Annotated in this window: 20 protein-coding genes; 2 read left to right on the top strand and 18 right to left on the bottom strand. The window is 41.1% G+C overall.

From position 1 onward, the window contains the following. Nucleotides 1-26: 26 nt before the first annotated feature. The 13 genes from HMPREF0014_RS07895 to HMPREF0014_RS07835 are packed head-to-tail and all read right to left on the bottom strand — an operon-like array spanning nucleotide 27 to nucleotide 12,130. The gene (locus tag HMPREF0014_RS07895) at nucleotides 27-1,667 is read right to left on the bottom strand and encodes a thiamine pyrophosphate-binding protein (protein WP_004888256.1); all 1,641 of its coding nucleotides are present in this window, start codon (nucleotides 1,665-1,667) and stop codon (nucleotides 27-29) included. Between the two features lie 38 nt (nucleotides 1,668-1,705). Continuing rightward, a complete protein-coding gene (locus tag HMPREF0014_RS07890; protein ID WP_004888264.1) occupies nucleotides 1,706-3,172 on the bottom strand; it encodes an aldehyde dehydrogenase in 1,467 nt (488 codons plus the stop codon). Between the two features lie 13 nt (nucleotides 3,173-3,185). After that, the gene (locus tag HMPREF0014_RS07885) at nucleotides 3,186-3,977 is read right to left on the bottom strand and encodes an aspartate dehydrogenase (protein WP_000735778.1); all 792 of its coding nucleotides are present in this window, start codon (nucleotides 3,975-3,977) and stop codon (nucleotides 3,186-3,188) included. A gap of 15 nt (nucleotides 3,978-3,992) precedes the next feature. Further along, a complete protein-coding gene (locus HMPREF0014_RS07880) occupies nucleotides 3,993-4,787 on the bottom strand; it encodes an SDR family oxidoreductase (RefSeq protein WP_006581214.1) in 795 nt (264 codons plus the stop codon). Between the two features lie 15 nt (nucleotides 4,788-4,802). Then, complete coding sequence (locus tag HMPREF0014_RS07875) at nucleotides 4,803-5,627, bottom strand: alpha/beta hydrolase (RefSeq protein WP_004888267.1); 825 nt, start codon at nucleotides 5,625-5,627, stop codon at nucleotides 4,803-4,805. 36 nt (nucleotides 5,628-5,663) lie between these two features. After that, on the bottom strand, nucleotides 5,664-6,185 hold the full coding sequence (locus HMPREF0014_RS07870; RefSeq protein ID WP_004710136.1) for a cupin domain-containing protein: 522 nt from the start codon (nucleotides 6,183-6,185) through the stop codon (nucleotides 5,664-5,666). A gap of 23 nt (nucleotides 6,186-6,208) precedes the next feature. Further along, nucleotides 6,209-7,432 carry an MFS transporter gene (locus HMPREF0014_RS07865; protein WP_004888269.1) on the bottom strand — a complete coding sequence of 408 codons (1,224 nt, stop codon included), beginning with the start codon at nucleotides 7,430-7,432 and terminating at the stop codon, nucleotides 6,209-6,211. Nucleotides 7,433-7,474: 42 nt separating this feature from the next. Continuing rightward, on the bottom strand, nucleotides 7,475-8,686 hold the full coding sequence (locus HMPREF0014_RS07860) for an FAD-dependent oxidoreductase (RefSeq protein WP_004888272.1): 1,212 nt from the start codon (nucleotides 8,684-8,686) through the stop codon (nucleotides 7,475-7,477). A 29-nt stretch (nucleotides 8,687-8,715) separates the two neighbouring features. Beyond that, on the bottom strand, nucleotides 8,716-9,645 hold the full coding sequence (locus HMPREF0014_RS07855) for a VOC family protein (protein ID WP_000627784.1): 930 nt from the start codon (nucleotides 9,643-9,645) through the stop codon (nucleotides 8,716-8,718). A gap of 11 nt (nucleotides 9,646-9,656) precedes the next feature. After that, nucleotides 9,657-10,421 carry an SDR family oxidoreductase gene (locus tag HMPREF0014_RS07850; RefSeq protein ID WP_004888275.1) on the bottom strand — a complete coding sequence of 255 codons (765 nt, stop codon included), beginning with the start codon at nucleotides 10,419-10,421 and terminating at the stop codon, nucleotides 9,657-9,659. Beyond that, nucleotides 10,414-11,481 carry an aromatic ring-hydroxylating dioxygenase subunit alpha gene (locus tag HMPREF0014_RS07845; RefSeq protein WP_004888276.1) on the bottom strand — a complete coding sequence of 356 codons (1,068 nt, stop codon included), beginning with the start codon at nucleotides 11,479-11,481 and terminating at the stop codon, nucleotides 10,414-10,416. The genes HMPREF0014_RS07850 and HMPREF0014_RS07845 overlap by 8 nt, the downstream gene beginning before the upstream one ends. A 16-nt stretch (nucleotides 11,482-11,497) precedes the next feature. Continuing rightward, nucleotides 11,498-11,797 carry a recombinase-like helix-turn-helix domain-containing protein gene (locus HMPREF0014_RS07840; protein WP_000847096.1) on the bottom strand — a complete coding sequence of 100 codons (300 nt, stop codon included), beginning with the start codon at nucleotides 11,795-11,797 and terminating at the stop codon, nucleotides 11,498-11,500. Nucleotides 11,798-11,824: 27 nt separating this feature from the next. Then, nucleotides 11,825-12,130 (bottom strand): non-heme iron oxygenase ferredoxin subunit, encoded by a 306-nt coding sequence (locus tag HMPREF0014_RS07835; protein WP_000118514.1) that lies wholly within the window; start codon nucleotides 12,128-12,130, stop codon nucleotides 11,825-11,827. Nucleotides 12,131-12,403: 273 nt separating this feature from the next. On the opposite strand from HMPREF0014_RS07835, the gene HMPREF0014_RS07830 reads away from it, so the two are divergent. Beyond that, the gene (locus tag HMPREF0014_RS07830; protein WP_004888277.1) at nucleotides 12,404-13,216 is read left to right on the top strand and encodes an IclR family transcriptional regulator; all 813 of its coding nucleotides are present in this window, start codon (nucleotides 12,404-12,406) and stop codon (nucleotides 13,214-13,216) included. A 45-nt stretch (nucleotides 13,217-13,261) separates the two neighbouring features. Here HMPREF0014_RS07830 and HMPREF0014_RS07825 read toward each other — a convergent pair whose 3' ends face one another. The 4 genes from HMPREF0014_RS07825 to pnuC are packed head-to-tail and all read right to left on the bottom strand — an operon-like array spanning nucleotide 13,262 to nucleotide 15,309. After that, entirely contained in the window at nucleotides 13,262-13,561 is a 300-nt protein-coding gene (locus HMPREF0014_RS07825) for a hypothetical protein (RefSeq protein WP_004888278.1), read from the bottom strand. A 22-nt stretch (nucleotides 13,562-13,583) separates the two neighbouring features. After that, entirely contained in the window at nucleotides 13,584-14,051 is a 468-nt protein-coding gene (locus HMPREF0014_RS07820) for a hypothetical protein (protein WP_004888279.1), read from the bottom strand. 21 nt (nucleotides 14,052-14,072) lie between these two features. Continuing rightward, complete coding sequence (locus HMPREF0014_RS07815) at nucleotides 14,073-14,672, bottom strand: hypothetical protein (RefSeq protein WP_004710153.1); 600 nt, start codon at nucleotides 14,670-14,672, stop codon at nucleotides 14,073-14,075. A 46-nt stretch (nucleotides 14,673-14,718) separates the two neighbouring features. Continuing rightward, nucleotides 14,719-15,309 carry a nicotinamide riboside transporter PnuC gene (gene pnuC / locus HMPREF0014_RS07810; protein ID WP_004888280.1) on the bottom strand — a complete coding sequence of 197 codons (591 nt, stop codon included), beginning with the start codon at nucleotides 15,307-15,309 and terminating at the stop codon, nucleotides 14,719-14,721. Nucleotides 15,310-15,556: 247 nt separating this feature from the next. Here pnuC and HMPREF0014_RS07805 point away from each other — a divergent pair, with 247 nt between their 5' ends. Further along, nucleotides 15,557-16,345 (top strand): crotonase/enoyl-CoA hydratase family protein, encoded by a 789-nt coding sequence (locus HMPREF0014_RS07805; protein WP_004888281.1) that lies wholly within the window; start codon nucleotides 15,557-15,559, stop codon nucleotides 16,343-16,345. 106 nt (nucleotides 16,346-16,451) lie between these two features. Here HMPREF0014_RS07805 and pgaD read toward each other — a convergent pair whose 3' ends face one another. Then, on the bottom strand, nucleotides 16,452-16,871 hold the full coding sequence (pgaD, locus tag HMPREF0014_RS07800; RefSeq protein WP_004888282.1) for a poly-beta-1,6-N-acetyl-D-glucosamine biosynthesis protein PgaD: 420 nt from the start codon (nucleotides 16,869-16,871) through the stop codon (nucleotides 16,452-16,454). Nucleotides 16,872-16,893: the final 22 nt, after the last annotated feature.

The following is a 16,893-nucleotide window of genomic DNA, read 5'->3' as shown; positions in this document are numbered from 1 at the left end:
CATATGTACTAAACCATCCAAACTGGTTAATACAGTTTCTTTTGCGGTGGACCCGCGAAGTTTAATGGTCCAATCGAGTTCATATCGAGCTCGATCACTGTTGGCCCTTCAAAAGCGACAGCCTCTTGAATAACCGTTTTAAACTCTTCTGCACTACCCACTTTCCAGCTTTTCACACCCATTGATTCACCAAGAAGTTTGTAGTCTGGAGTATGCAGTTCGTTGAAATACTGGCGACCACCGAAGTAGTTATTTTGAATGCCACGCATTACGCCATAACCACCGTCATTCATAATCATTAGGACCATATTGGTGTTTTCTTGTACCATAGTTGCAATTTCACCAATGCCAAGCATTAAGCCGCCATCGCCGACTAAACCAATTACTTTTTTGTCAGGGTTAGCAACTGAAGCACCGATTGCTGTTGCAAGGCCTAAACCAATTGCACCCGCAAGTGAGTGGATGTTTTGGTTTGGTGCTTGTACAGGGAATAAACGACTGCCCCATGTACTACCCGACATAGTGATGTCACGTACAAAAATACCGTCTTGCGGTAAAGCCGCACGCAAGTGATCACAAATTAATGCATACTGATCGATTTGCTTGCGCAGTGCATCAATGGCAGCTTGTTTAGCCGCCACTACAGCAGCATCGTAATCGGCATCAACTTTTGAAGTACCTTGAAGTTGTTCTAACACACGTGTTAAGACATCTTTGGCATCGCCACAAATGAAGTTACGAATTTTGTAATTACGTTGCTGAGCCACTGGGTTGGCATCCACCTGAATAATGTTTTCAGGGAATTCAACCGAATAAGTTTTGGTTTCATTACTACGTAAACGAGAACCCAACACAACCATTAAGTCAGCATCTTTTAATAATTGCTCAACGCCTGCCGAGTTATGGAACGCACCTAAACTACGTGGATGATCATCTGGCAAAACCCCACGAGCATGAGTCGATGAAACAACCGGAATACCTAAATCTGCAATTGCTTTAACTTCAGCAACGCTATTTAAAGTTCCACCACCAATCCAGAAAATCGGACGTTTTGCTTTTTTGATTTCGTTTACCAGAAGATCAATTTCTGCTTGCTCTGCCTGTGGTAACTCAAGTGCTTTGACTGGTCCTAAGTTAAGTGGCAAATCAATTTCTGCTGCCTGCACATCAATCGGCAGCTCAACACTTACCGGTCCCATTGGAACTGTGGTTGCTACACGGATGGCTTCACGAATCACACCAACAGCATTGTCTGGGCTGGTAATACGGAACGCCGCTTTGCTTGATGCTCGTAAGAATGTAAGTTGGTCTTTGGTTTCATGAATGAAGCTTGCATCACGGTCAAGATATTCACGCTCAACCTGACCAGTTAAATGCAATACAGGGCTACTCGCATTCATTGCTTCAATCAGTGAACCCACCGCATTACCTGCCCCAGCACCCGTACTGGTCAGCGCTACACCTAAGCCTTTAAAACGTGAGTGTGCATCTGCCATGGTGACTGCACCCGCTTCACCACGTGCTGCAACAAAGCGCATTTTTTCACGGCGCCCAACTGCATCAGCAATAGGTAAATTGTGGATGGAAATAACACCATAAATACTATCAACTTGGTGCGCTTCTAATACTCTTGCGATTGCTTCGCCTACATTTACACGTTCAGTCATGTCTGTTCCTCAAAATTTGTTTTCAGTCCTTGAATTTATTAATCGCACCAAGGGTTGGGCTGTTCATTCAGCCCCATATAAATACTCTTTTGTTGCATGTACGATAAAATGCCCAAACGGCCTTTTTCGCGCCCAATCCCACTGTCTTTAAAGCCACCAAACGGCGCACTAATCGAGAATTTTTTGTAGGTATTAATCCATACCGTTCCCACTTCTAAAGCACGTGCAATTCGCCAAGCTTTGCGATAGCTTTCAGTCCAGATACCTGCGGCAAGACCAAAACAACTGTCATTGGCTTGGGCAATTAAATCTTGCTCATTGTCATATTTCATAACGACTAAAACAGGGCCAAAAATTTCTTCCTGACAGGTTTGAGCACTGTTATTTAAACCCGTAATAATCGTTGGTAAGTAATAGCTTCCTTTGGCATAGTCACCATTCGTAAGTGCCTCACCACCAATCAGAACTTGACCACCTTCGCTTTTGGCAAGCTGTACATAGCGATCAACTGACTGCAAATGCTTGTCATTGACCAGTGGTCCTAAATGCACACCAGCTTGTTCTGGATGGCCCACACGTAAGCCTTTAGTAATTTGAACCAAACGCGTTAAAAACTGATCGTAAAGACTGCTATGAATAAATAAGCGAGAACCTGCGATACACGCTTGGCCTGCCGAGCTAAAAATACCGTACGCGACACCTTTAGCTGCCAGTTCGACATCTGCATCCGGTAAAACGATGGTTGGTGACTTACCACCTAACTCAAGCGAAGTGGTAATGAGTTTATCTGCGGCAATGTGTGCCAAATGACGACCCGTGGTTGTTCCACCTGTAAAAGAAATTTTACGAACCAATGGGTGCTGAGCAATTGCATCACCAATCACAGAACCGCGCCCAACTAGCACGCTGAGTAAGCCTTTTGGTAAACCTGCTTCTTCAAAAATTTTGGCAAGCTCTAAAGCAATCAGTGAAGTTGCTTCTGCTGGTTTTAACACCACGGCATTTCCTGCTGCCAAAGCTGGAGCAAGCTTTTGAACTTCACTCGCAATTGGAGAGTTCCAAGGGGTAATGGCTGCCACAACGCCCACTGGTTCATGCACACTCATGGTCATAAAGTCTGGAGCACGCTGAGTGGTGAGCTCATCATTCAACGTTTCACATGCCGCAGCAACATAGCGTGCAGTTGCCGCCGCGCTCATCACTAAACCACGAGTTTCGGTTAAAGGCTTTCCATTATCGCGGGTTTGTAGTTTCGCTAATTCATCTACACGCGCTTCAATAATGTCTGCAACTTTATAAAGAATACGTGCACGCTCATGCGGCAAGCTGTTTCTCCAGCTCGGTTCACGCCAAGCCTGATCTGCCTTTTCAATTGCTTCATTTACATCTTCAAGCGTTGCTGTTGAAAGCTCAGCGTTTACCGACTGATCTGCCGGAAACAGGCTTTGAATGACTGCACCACGGCCTAATCGCCATTCACCCGCAATATAAATTTCCTTTGCCATGATCAAATCCTTCTTAAATCTGTATTGCTTCTACACTATTGCGACAAGCACGAATCACGCTAAGCGCAGCCAAAGTTGATGTTTTCGGGTTACTTGGCAACGGTACTCCCACCAGTTCAATGGTCATTTGTCCAAAACCACCTTCTGCTACAATGGTGTGTTTATTTTTGTTGATGGTTGGATCAACAGTTAACTCAACCATGGTTTCATCCATTCCAAGCCCTGCAAGTGCAATGGTTGCTGCAACATTGGCGTTGGCAGGAAATTTCATGGCAGCTTCACGGGCAGTTCCTGTAAAAAAGACCGTAGGTTCTGAAACATGGTCTAAATCGACTAATTGCTCTGCATAACTGCCCTTCCAACTTTTTGGACTTTTACAGCCTTTATAAGTGACCTTTTGCAAGCCACCTTCTTTAGCAGCAGAAATACCGTCAATACCTGCGATAGCCCCTGCAAGTAAATGCAGATGGGCATCATTTTTTTCGGCAGTTTGCTTAAGCTGAACCAAAAATTCACTATCAGCCAAAGTACCCACCGAAATCAGTCCAATGGTCCAGCCTTTCGCTAAAACTTTTTGAGCATGCTCTTTCACTGCTGCTTGACCTGCCACCTCAATGACATAGTCTGGCGTACCATCACATTGCTCAATATCTGAAATCACCTGAATGTCAGATGAGACTTGTGATTGAACTTTCTCAATGCTGCGAGATGGCACTACAATCCATTTGAGTTGCAGATCTTGAGGCAAATGGGCATACACTTCTGCTGCCATTGCGCCAAAACCAATCATCATCAACTTTTTCATGACAGCACCTGATATTTATAAATGTTTGTTAAAACCACCTGAGACATCTATTGCCGAACCTGTGGTGTAAGATGCCAATGGTGATGCCAAGAAAACTAAAGCACGTGCAGGCTCTTCCGGGCGGCCTAAACGCTGCATTGGGATACCACGGTTTTTTGCGATATTGCCTGTCCACTCTTCCCATGACAGATTTAAATCTGAACGGGTCTCATAACGGCGTTTCCACTGCGCAGATTCGACCATACCGAGTAAAATCGAGTTCACACGAACGCCATACTGAGTAAACTCATGCGCCAAAGAATGGGTTAAATTCAACAGTGCAGCGCGTGCAGATGAAGTCGCAATCATGTGCGGTTCTGGTTGCAATGCCAGTAACGAGTTCACATTGGTAATTGAGGCATTTGCCGACTGTTTTAAGTCGTCAAGAAAAGCACGTACCGGATGTAAAACACTGAAATATTTCAGTTCAATTTCTTTCATCCAGTCTTCATCTTGTGTGTTTTCAAAATTTGAAACACGACCTTGCCCGGCATTGTTAATGAGCATGTCTACATTGCCCAAATTGAGTTTGACCTCTTTGGCAAATTGCTGAACTTCTTCTTTTTTCAACACATTACATGCTTTGGTAAAAATATTGGCATATGGAAATTTTTCTAAAATATAGTGCTTAGAAGCATTTAAACGTTCTTCATCGCGACCACACCAAGCAACTTTTGCATCCTCTGCAACCAGTATTTCAACAGCAGCCAGCCCAATCCCAGATGAGCCACCGGTAACAACTGCAACTTTTCCTTCAACTTGGAAGCTCATAATCCTTAATCTCTCTTACGATTGTTCCTGAATCGTCAACATAATTTGGTTAAATGCTTGCGGTTGGTCGACATAACTTAAATGTCCTGCATCTTCTATGACGAAGCGCTGTTCCAACTGCAATTCCTGAGCAAGCTCTTGTATACCTAACGCAGGAGTGATTTGATCTTGCTGCCCTGCAATCACTGTGCATGGGACTTTTAAATCGGTTAAGTAATTACGTATTTCGTCATATGCCAGTAAGTACGATGCATGTGTGAAACCCTGTAGGGTCAACTGTTGCATCACTTCTGAAACTAAAGCTAAGGCTTGTGGCTCTTGTTTATAAATCAAATGAGGTCCACGGCTTTGGGCCATTCCTTTAGCACCGAGTTCTTTCAACATTTTTGGTCTTTTTTCAAAAACCTGAATTTGTGTTTGTTCATCGTGACGTTGGTAGCCTTGAGCTAAGTTAGCAACAACCAAGTGTTCCACTCGCTCTGGGTAAAGTGCAGCAAATGCACTGGCCTGTAAGGCGCCTAATGAGTGTCCGACCACAATCGCTTTTTTAATTTTTAAAACATCGAATAACGCTGCCAAACGCTTTGCGTAGTCGGTTGCATTCGGTTGATCCGTTAAAAGTTCATCTGATTTGCCATAGCCCGGTGCATCCCAGGCAATGACATGAAAATGATGAGACAGCACTTCAAGTTGGTTTACCCATGAAGCAGAACCTGAACTAATGCCATGCAACAGCACAAGGTATTCGCCCTGACCAGCTTCCCGATAGGCTTGCTGCTGGCCTTGAACATTGACCGTTTTCACCGGAAATTCTGCTAACTTTTCAATGAGTGTCATCATTTTCAATTCTTTCCCTTCATTCACTTCATCAAACAATTAACGTTTGATTTGAGACAATGGATGCTCTGGTGGATAATTAGGAATTGTTGGTTTACCTGTTCCCAACATCACGCACATCAAGGCATCTTCTTGACCTGGGTTAAACAAACCACGGTAGATCCCCGGTGGAATTGAAATCAGATCACGCTCTTTTAAACGGGTCTGGAATTTCTCGCCGTTGTGCTCAATAAACAAATCAATTTCGCCGCGGAGCATAAAGAAAACTTCTTCAACGTCGTGGTGAATGTGCAAAGGACCTTCACACTGTGGTGGTAGCACCATAGTCGAAAACGTAAAGTTCTCTGCAGGTACAGTGTTGCTGTCATTTGCAACACCAGTTGCACCCGTACCCATATAGCGCATTTGAGCACGACGATATTTCGGGTCGTAATCGGCTTGAAACTTCAAAGCCTCAAAGTCATATTTACGAGTCTCAAAGCGAGCAATACGTGTGTTTAACCAATCTTCTAAAGAAGCGCCTTCCGGCTGTTTCCACGTTTCGAATTGTTGTGTAGTCATTTTTTAAACTCCTATACAGTGAATTAATAACGTTTTAAAAGAGGAACCAAGAACAACGACCCAATGACAGCGACTGCAGCCAAGAAGGTAATTCCCAAATTAAAACTATGTGTTTGCATCACGATGTAACCGATAAGAACAGGCGCAATTGCACTTGCAAAATTGCCTAAACCGTTAAATATTCCACCCGCAGTCGCCCCTACATTTGAGGTAGTTACTCGGGCAAGCAGAGCAAATACCGCAGCTACTCCAAAGCCCCACGCCATCGCACTTAAAGACATGGCAGCAATAATCAATAATGGCTGGGTCATAATGACCATCACATACATGAAGATGCCCGCCAGTAATAAACCGCTAAATACCTGAATAGCGCGGCGGCCTAACTTGTCAGATAAAAACGCACCCACCACCTCGCCAATTAACATGGCGATGAATGGAAAGCTTGAATACATCCCAAACTCTTTGAGATTGAATCCTTTGTCTTGCATAAGATAAGAAGGAACCCAACTGTTTAAGCCCCACAAATAAGTCATCAATGCAATGTTAAAGAGGCAAACCAACCAGAATGCGCTGTTGCTGAGCAGCAATTTAGTATTGGCAATGTGACCCTTGAAGTTGGTGCGTTTACTCTCGCCCTCAATTTCGACAGTTTTCTTGAGCTGTAAGTTACGTAAACCAAAAACAATGCTAAAAATAGCGATCAGTGTTAAACCAGCCATCACAAAAAAAGTGGAGTGCCAGTCGTGATGAGCTAAAACATTTGCAGTGATCGGGAAACCAAGGAATGCACCAATCGGTGTACCCAGTAAGAACATGGTTGAGGCACGTGCCTGCTGACGGTCTGTGTAAGTCTGTTTAACAATGGTGTATGCCAAAGCAAATAGCGGACCTTCTGCCAAACCAAGTAAAACCCGTAAAATCAACATGCCTGAGTAGCTGGTGGTAAAGCCCATGCAAAGCATGAGTAAACCCCAAGAGGTCACACTCCAGAACAGCATTTTCTTTGGGTTAAAAATGTCGCCTAAAAAGCTTAGAAAGACTGATGAAAACCCATAAGCAAGTAAAAAGCTTGTCATGAGCCATCCGAGCTTGGCTTTATCTTCAGCAATTCCCATCGAGCTTTGAAAATGGGGGTCTGAAAATAAAACCGCAATACTGATCTTGTCGAAAAAGGCCAGTACTACACACACCATAAGGACAAAAGCAGGCACCCAATGCTTTAATCCACTTTTTTCTTCATTACTCATGTGTCATTCCTTCGATTTGGTAATGAGAACCAGATTTAATGTTTACGGTTTTAACTTCATGACATTAAATTCAGCATCTGCTAATAATTTTGGATCTAAAACGGTATTGGCTTGCATCCAACGCTTTGCCAGCTTGATTAACTTCGAGTCATTAATGGCAATCATATTCAGCAAGCGATTTTCATGGTCCAGATATAAATAGCTCACCTGATCTTCACCGCCTTGGCGAATCACCATTTCTTTGGTTTTTTCAGGTTGATACGTTCCTAAAATCTGGATATTAAAGTGGTATTGATCAGACCAGAGCCAAGGAATATCGGTATATTCAGTTTCAATTCCGAGCATTGATTTCGCAGCTGCAATCGCCTGATTTTGTGCATTTGCCCAAGACTGAATGCAATAACCCAAGCCCGGATGAATCGCGACATCACCTGCGGCATAAATGTCTTGATCTGAGGTCTGTCCAAAACAATTCACCACAATGCCATCTTTCACATCGAGCCCAGCATGCACGCCTAACTCTTTAGCAATTTCGGCACCTGCACCCACTACAACACAATCAAATAACTGGCTATGTTGAGGATGGTTCACCACTTCAACTTTTTGATCTGGTGCTTCCACCAAATGAAGGCTCTTGCTGTCTAAATGAATTTTTGTACCTTGGGTCTCATGCATATTTTTTAAAAATGCAGAAACTTCCGGACTCACACTTCTTGCACACAAACGGTCGCCATATTCAAAAATATGAACCTCTTTGCCTTGCTTACGTGCGGTTGCAGCGATTTCCAAACCAATCCAGCCGCCGCCAATCACAGCAACATTTTTTGCATTCTTTAAAATTTCAGCCAGACGTTCACAGTCACGTACATTTCGTAAAGTCACAACATTAGGAATGAACTGCCATGTATTGACGGGTACACGTGCACGGCTTCCAGTTGCAATCAGCAATTTGTCATACGGCAAAATCTGACCACTTTCTAAATGAACCTGCTTTTGCTCGCGATCGACTTTTGTTGCAATTTCTGGTTTATGCCATTGAATGTTGAACTCTTGGACCTGTTCTGGGGAGAACAGATTCAAACTTTCATACGTTGCTTCTTTTGAAAGTACTTGCTTAGACAGAGGCGGACGCTCATAAAACACCTGATCTTCATTTGAGACCACATGAATTTCACCCACATAACCATTTTGACGTAAGGTGCTGACTGCCCAACCTGCAGCTTGCCCCGCCCCTACAATTACAATCTTTTCCATAGCCTTTCTTCCTTGTAAAGCAATACCTGTTACACAGGCTTTACCTGACGGCGGGTTTTGTCATCAAGACCACCTTCAATCGCCCACTCAGTGAAAAGCTCTAGACGATGTTCTTCTACACGTGGCTGCCATTCTTCAGTCAAATAATCATCGTTGGTGTAATATTCAAATGCACCACCCAATGGTGAGTTGACGTACCAGAAATAAGCAGAAGAAATTGGATGACGTCCCGGTCCAATAAAGGTTGACCACTCTGAACGGTTCATATGTAATCCGCCTCCAATCACCTCATGAATATCACGAACAACAAACGCAACGTGATTTAGACCAGCAGGTTTATTTGGAACGCTAAGTAAGAATAAATCGTGGTGATAACCTTCACCGCGGCAACGTAAGAATGCACCGCGATTTTTGTAAGCATCAGATAAATGAAAGCCTACTTTTTCAATATAGAAGTTTTCAGTAGTTGCTAAATCCGGTGTGAAAAACACCACATGTCCAATCGCAACAGGTTGACCTTTTTCATAAACAGGACTTGCTGCATTAACACGTTGAATGTTGCCGTATTGGTTAATGCCTTCCGTTTTAAGTTCTGGTACTTCTTTTACAAAACTTTGTTCAAAACGAATAGTCATGCCATTTGGGTCAAGACACTGAACTGTATTTTCAGTACGTTTAAAACCGTCTACATCGGCCAAACGAGCTGCCAAGTCTTCAAGGTCTTGAAGACTATCAACACCCCAAGTGACTTCACGTAAAGTTGAACCTTGCTCAATAGCAGGCGGCAAACGGTTATCATCACAATTAAATAGATAAATCTTGCTGCCGTTTTGAGTCTGGTATAAATCTGCACCTTCAATATCTGAAGTACTTTGGCTTAAACCAAAATCTGCCAAAAATTTGTTTGAAGCGGCTCTATCTTCAACTCCAAACTTTAAAATCTCGATCCCTGTAATCATTTGACTACTCCTTAGTTAAAGACAAAACCGCCATTGACCGGAATATTTTGACCTGTCACAAAAGAGGACAAATCCGACAGTAGATACAATGCTGTTCCATTTAAATCTTGTGGAAGTTGCTGGCGTTGAATCGCTCTTCCGTTGACATATAAATCATGACGTTCCTGTGGCACATACTCGGTTGCTTCAACCAGAGTCAGCCCCGGAGACAAAGTATTGACACAGATATTGAACTGACCCAACTCTCTTGCCATTGAACGTGTCATGGCAACAATTGCACCTTTACTCGCCACATAAGCCATCAGGTTCGGTGCGCCCCAAAGTGCTGTATCTGACGCAACATTAATAATCTTGCCGGCAGCCGATTGTTTTAAATGTGGAATACACGCTTTTGTAATTAACCATGTGCCTTTCACATTAATATTCATAACCCGATCCCAAAGTTCAGGATCGTAATCAATCATATTTTTTCCACCCACATTGGTTGCAAGCGCTGCACAGTTCACAAGACCATCCAAACCATTTAACAGTTCAACGCTTTTTGCGACAGCATTTTCAATAGAGTCTGCATTGGCAAGGTCAACAGTGACTGCATGGACCTTGAGTCCTTGTTTTTGTAAGGCTTGTGCTTCTTGTTGCACGAGGTCAGATAAAATATCTGCCATTACAACTTCAGCGCCCGCCTCAGCAATGGCTTGAGCGAAATCTCGCCCTAAACCACGTGCGGCACCAGTCACTAAAACTTTTTTGCCTTGCAACAACGCTACATTAGCCATGAGCTTCTTCCTGCATCTCGATACGGTTTGATGCATTTAGTGCAGCAATTTTCTTTAATTGCTTCTCAGCTTCTTTCTTCATTAAACGGCGTAAACGTGCAAGCCCAACATCGTGTTGATATAAGAATTCTCGTGCACGTGCATTTGGCGCAAGGTTTTCTAAAATAATTCGGTCTTGTTCCAATACATCCCAATGCAATTGTTCTAAATGATTGCGATATAAGAAGCGCCATACATTACGTTGCCAACCACTCACCTTACGGCAGCGCCAGAAAAATACACGGGTATTGTTGGCATCAATTGGCGTTGCGTAACCCACAATCCAGAATTCACCACCCGGACCAAACTGTTTACGGTAAGGAATTGAAAGGCGTAACCACCTTGCACCAGTCGAACCATATTCAACCCAGTCAAAGTTCACACCTGTTTGGCCTTCTTTTTCAAAAACAAAACCATTTTCAGTTGTGCGGTGTTTCATCTCTGCGGTACGTTCACCTTCTGCCATTGAGTGTGACGTACAGTGCAAATATGTACCGTGCATTGGGTCCATGACGTTATCAATGGCATATTGATGGTTTACTTTCCAGTCTGCTTGGCAAAGGAATGAACTCCACTCTTCGCTTGCCAGTTGTTCTGGGAACTCAAGCGGTGCGGGTTGTTCATTTGCATCAATCCCAAACCAGATGAAGATAGCACCATGCTGTTCAATGACCGGATAGCTCTTTAAACACTTGGTTCCAGTCATTGGGCATTCATGAACGGCTGGTACATCGGCAACCACACCATCGGCACGAACTTCAACACCGTGATACCAGCAAGCAACTCGATCACCCAAGTTCCAGCCGAGTGAAAGACGAGCACCGCGGTGTGGACAGCGATCTTCAAGTGCATGAACCTGACCTTCGGCATCACGCCAAACCACAATGTTTTCACCTAAACGGGTAATCCCAACCGGATTAGCAGCGACTTCCCAACTTGCTAACACCGGATGCCATTGGTCACGTAAACCAAGTTCTAAATATTCTTCAGCGCTTTGTGAAGTTGATACGATTGCGTTCATTTTATTCTTCCCTGAATCAATAACCTAAACGTTGCATTTCTTCTGTAAAGCTCTCAGAAGTCCATTCATCACCAGATTCACAACGGAAACCTTGCTGATTAAGTGCAGAAACAACCTCATCTAATTCTGTTGCGCCCGCAGAAAATGCCTGAATCAAGTTCTTTACAAAGTCTTGTTCGTAGAGAGTCGGTTCTTTATAACGTGTTTGCCAAACCAACAATTCAGATTGACCTGGAACTTGAATATTGTTGATACCTGCTTCGGTTGCCGGCGTTGCATGAATCCAGCTTGCCAACTTTTCATTAAATGTCTTCATTGTTCTGCTTCCTTGTACATGTGAGGACTAGAGTTGAATTTGAATATCCTGTCCTTCAACACGAACTGGGTACGTACATAGGTTTCTACACCCGGGTCCACTTTTTAGCTCACCTGTCTGAATGTCAAAAATTGCTTCGTGCAATGGACATTCCACAGTTTGATCTTCAATAAATCCTTCCGTTAATAAGGCATACGCATGAGGGCAAACATTTTCGATAGCGAAGTAATTTTCATCGACAAAAAAAACACCAATTTTTTTCCCTTCAACTTCGACGGCTTTCGGCTCATCTTCGCTAACGTCACCCTGCTGACAAACTGAGATCCAACTCATACCTTGCGTCCTCATTTTGTTTTATATACAAAACATAATTTGATTTTCAAAACACAAGCTAAGCATAATCCTCTTGGTTATTTTTTGTCAAAGTAAAAATAATTATTTAAATCAATTAATTAATAAATTTTAAATAATTTGTTACGTTTAAGAATGGAAACATTGTTTTAAATATAAAAATTGTTTTATGTAATCTTTATAATTACAATTGTTCTAAAATAAAGCATAATGCCCTAATTCGAACCCTGTTTTATTTATAGGAAAACAACACGAATGAGCCTAGAGATTGAAGAAGATTTGCAAGAATCAGAAACAACAAAAAATGATGATCGGTATTTAGTACCAGGGCTTGTGCGTGGTTTAGCCATCTTGCAAGCATTTAATCAACAAGCACAAGAAATGACGATTACAGAAATTGCCGAAATTTTGGAAGTGAACCGTTCTAGTGCATTTCGACTTATCTATACACTTGAAGCTTGCGGTTACTTAAGAAAAGCTTCACAAAAAACATATGCGCTTGATTCAAAAGTTATGGAGCTTGGTTTTAACAGTTTATCAAAGCTTTCATTACTTGATTTATCGACTCCTTTAATGAAAGAACTACGTGACCAGACCAAACTTGCAGTACACCTGACCGTTTTAGAAGGTACACACATTGTTTTTGTAAATAACGTTCAATCTATGGGGACATTTACCAGCAATATTAATTTAGGTACTCGCTGGCCTGCCCATGCAACAGTTATTGGTCAAATGTTATTGTCAGATTTACCAGAAGCAGAAGTACGCCAACGCTATCGTAATTTCAATGACTGGGATAGTTACTCAGAACTGACCCCAACCAGTTTAAAAGCGTTATTGCAAAAATTGAATTATGTAAAAACTCAAAAGTCGATGGTGAGCTGGGGTCATTATAACCATGATATGGCTGCTTGTGCTGCCCCTATTTTCAAACAATCAAATGGAAAAATGGTGGCTGTCCTTTCGGTAAGTTGCCCAATTACCACTTATGATGAAAAGACCTTTAAAGAAGATATTGCCGCTCTGGTCATCGCAACGGCAGATAAAATTTCAAAATTTATCTATTAAAAAAAGCGACGTTAAGTCGCTTTTTTTGTGCTTTGATTTCATCAATTAAAAATTACACTTAAAAGTTTCACCATTTATATTCTGAAAACTCAGTGTCGAATGATTTTCTTTAATATCAAATTTTAAATACTGCTGTTTAAACTGTACTACTGCATAAAACTCTTCGGCTCCATCATCTAAACCTGTCGCAGAGAACTGAGTCCCTTGGGGAAAGTCCTTGAGCCAAACAGCATTATAAAAATCCGATACTGAATTAAAATCTATATATTTTGCAGGCTCAGCCATAATTTTTTGGGCCATCGCATCAAACTGTTGCTGTTTATATATGACTAAATTCAGGATCATGGCTATTCTTAAAGATTAATCATTAACAGTCATCAATAGAGTACGTATAGTAATGTAGTTTTCCATTACGGAAATGAAAGTGCAAGCCATCATTACTACCTTCCCAAGGAAATATAGAGTAAGTATGATTTTCAGATATAATTATTTGTTTACCAAAAAACTTTTTAAAATCATTCTCGGTAGTTAAATGATTAAATAATCGAGAACCATACTTTAGACCATTTTGCTGGCTTACATATACCTTATCTAAAGATCCCGTAGAGAGTATCACTCCATCTTCATATACCCATTGATCTGGAAAATAACCACCATTGCATTCATCAGCCTCACCTTTAATAAACTGCTTTGGCTTTTTCAGGTTATTTAAAGGAATATCAAAACTGTTCAATACTTTACCATGCCATAAAGGTTTAATATTTACTTGCGCATAAGAGGTAGTTGTTACTAAAAAGCCAATACAAAATAAAAATATATGAGTTAAATTTTTCATAAAAATCCAGAAATTAATGATTTAAAAGTTTTGTGCCTTACTCTTATTTATGATCAAACCTTTTTGTTTGTCTTTCATAATGATTAAAGGAGATCCAACTTTTTTAGTTTTGGTATTATCCAAATATTTTTTCTTCTGTAAATAAATCTGTCTGTCTTTAATAAAACTATCTATGGAAGTTTCATCATCCGTATAGTAAGAAATATCTTGTGTATAAATATTTGACCAGTCCGCTATCCAAAAAATAATAAAATTTCCACCACGCTCCTGATAATTGTCTATTGCAAAGGTTTCAGAATCAATTTTATGTATAGTCTGACCTGCTATTGAGGATATATCCTGAGTTTGCGCTTTAAAATAATAGGTTTTATTTTTATCTAAATTGATAGCAAATACGTTATAGCCTAGCGCATCAGCTATATCAGGCTTAAAGCAAGAATAGCTTTGTATTTTTACCTGTGCCGTCTGTATAGCTAATTTATTATTTTCAACAGCTTCATCTTTCTGACATGAATCCGGTAATTTACTAAGCTGCTTTAAAGGAACAGCGTTAATCTGAGCATTTGCATAACCAGAACAAAGAAATAAACAAAATAAAAGTTTTTTTAAAGTATGAGTCATCAAATAATTTCCAAACAGGATTATTGTTTTAATATTTTCTCATACATTAAATAGTTTTTTTTAAATCTATATGATCAACCTGCTTTCTTTTAACCTTTTCCCATTGATACCAACCATAAGCTGCCATTAATACAAAGGCTGCATATAAAGCAGAAGTTAAAAACAGATCTTTATAAATAAACATTCCCACATAAATAATGTCGACAAATACCCAAAGTATCCATGTCGCAATATGCTTTCGGCTGGTCCAGTAAGTGGCAAGCAAACTAAATGCCGCAAGCTGAGAGTCGAGCATCGGCACCGCTGCATCGGTAAAGTTTTTAAGAACCAAACCAAAGAGCAAACCACCTACCGCGGCAATAATCATTTGAATAATAGCGGTTTGAACTGCAATAGGCTCGATTCGAATGTCATGATCTTGCTGCTTTCCTTTGAGCCAATAGTAAAAGCCATAAAAATTTACAGCCATAAAAAAGAACTGCAAAATCGTTTCACCATAAAGCTTAAATTCGTAAAACAAATAAGCGTATAAAACAAAGGCGAAGAAATTAAACAGCCAGCACCACATATTACGGATTACCGTTAATCCGACTCCAATGAGGCTAATTAAGACTGCAAAAATTTCTAGAGGTGACATAAGAGAAGCTGCTTATTGAGATCAATTTAACAGCGTATTATGAGAAAAATATGAGACTAAGCAAACTGCTAATTTAAATAAATCATGAAAATTGACATTATCTTAGGATCTGTCTTTTCGTATGAAATTGATTTACTTCAATACATAGACAAAAGAAATACTGATCAAGTCACTAACAATTTCTATTTGCTAGTTTTTAAATGATTGTTTAAAAGATAATGAGAGACAAATAAAAGAGCTTGAAAATATGTCAAATCAAGAAGGAAAAGTCAGCCGTGAAACTCGCGGACATATTTTTTTAATTGGCTTAGATCGCGCAGCAAAACGTAATGCCTTTGATAGTCACATGATTAAAGACTTATCACTAGCGCTCACCGAATATGAAAATAATGATGTCCTGCGCTGTGCGATTGTTTTTGCTCACGGTGACCATTTTACAGCTGGCTTAGATTTAGTTGAGTTACAACCTAAGCTTGCTACAGGTGTTTTTGATTTTAGTGAAAATGAAATTAACCCGTGGGGCACAATAGGTCGAAAGCTGAGTAAACCTTTGATTGTGGCAGTACAGGGTTATTGCTATACCGCTGGTATAGAACTCTTTCTCAATGCAGATATTGCGATTGCAAGTGAAAATACTCAGTTTGCTCAAATGGAGGTTCAACGTGGCATCTTACCTTTTGGCGGAGCAACTGCACGTTTCACTCAAGCCGCGGGTTGGGCCAAAGCCATGCGCTATTTGCTTACAGGTGACTCTTTTGATGCCAAAGCAGCCTTGGATATGAACCTAATTACAGAAGTTTGCCCAGAAGGTACGGAGCTTAAACGTGCCATAGAACTCGCTGAACATATTGCTCAAGCAGCGCCCCTTGCCGTAAAAGCCACTCTTGCCTCTGCACGTGAAGCAATTAATGAAGGCTACGAGGCGGCCTTTAATCAATTGCAAAACCATCTTCAACCTTTACTAACTACAGAAGACGTTCAAGAGGGTGTTTTTGCTATGCTACAAAAAAGACCTCCAGTGTTTAGAGGCAAATAAAACCGATTCAAACACTACGCTTCGGGGTCTAAATTTATAACTTACTAAGAGTGAATATGCAAAAAAGAAAGCCCACATGATGTGGGCTTTCTTTTATTTATTAGATTTATTCAACTCTAACGATTTTACCAAATTCATCATGGTGAACGACCGTAATTTTTTGGCTACGGCCCTGTTCAATTTCTTGTTCTGGCAAATCAAAGTAACGTGCATAATCATCTGTCTGTTTCATGTTAAGTGCATTCCCTCCAACACGGCGTTCAGGCAACACATGACTCCAGAGCAGCAAGCCAATTGCACAAGCAATCAGAGCAGTAATGCCATGTTCAATTCCTACACCAAAAGCACTAAACAAACGATGTACTAAATGAGTTTTTTGGAGCTCTGCCAATACCCAGATAAATACAAACGGACGCCACAACAACAACCAACCGCCCCACATCATGGCTGTGCTTGTTGTAGAAACATAGCGTTTGTGCCATGGTAGTTGACGACGTAAATCAATAATCAACGAATTTGTCTTCATTTCTCTTTACCTAACGAAGTGC

Source organism: Acinetobacter sp. RUH 2624 (assembly GCF_000162375.2).
In the GTDB taxonomy this organism is placed as follows: domain Bacteria; phylum Pseudomonadota; class Gammaproteobacteria; order Pseudomonadales; family Moraxellaceae; genus Acinetobacter; species Acinetobacter nosocomialis.
The sequence above is the reverse complement of the archived record's forward strand: the minus strand, read 5'-3'. Positions and strand labels throughout refer to the sequence as shown.